At 53.9% G+C, this 521-nt stretch carries 1 protein-coding gene; it reads left to right on the top strand.

What is annotated here, in order from left to right:
* Positions 1–521 (top strand): IS256 family transposase (locus F4V54_RS11320; RefSeq protein WP_150387196.1); only part of this gene is annotated, 521 nt, incomplete at both ends.

Raw genomic sequence — 521 nt, 5'->3', positions numbered from 1 at the left:
ACCCGAAGACGGTTGATTCCAATTACGGGCCGGTTACCGTAGACATCCCACGAGATAGGGCTGGGACGTTTCTTCCCACCATGGTTCCCAAAGGCTCTAGGCGTTTGACTGATGTTGATGACATGATTGTCAGCTTGTACGCCGGTGGAATGACTGTGCGAGATATTCAGCACCATATGGCCACCGCCATGCGGGTGGATATCTCCCATGAGACGATTTCAGGCGTCACTGACGCCATCCTTGATGAGGTACTGGTGTGGCAAAACCGCCAGCTCGACGAGTTCTACCCCGTCATCTTCCTCGACGCATTGCGCATCAAAGTCCGTGACGGTGGACGCGTAGTCAACAAGAGCGCCTATATGGCCATCGGCGTGGACATCGAAGGAATTAAACACATCCTGGGACTATGGATCGCCAAAGAGGAAGGAGCATCCTTTTGGGCGCAGGTGTGCTCTAACCTGTCGAATCGTGGGGTCAAAGACGTCTTCATTGTCTGCTGTGACGGGCTCAAAGGCCTACCT

It is taken from the genome of Corynebacterium tuscaniense, assembly GCF_008693065.1.
Classification (GTDB): Bacteria; Actinomycetota; Actinomycetes; order Mycobacteriales; family Mycobacteriaceae; genus Corynebacterium; species Corynebacterium tuscaniense.
Note: the sequence above shows the minus strand (reverse complement) of the source record. Positions and strands in the feature narration are given on the sequence as shown.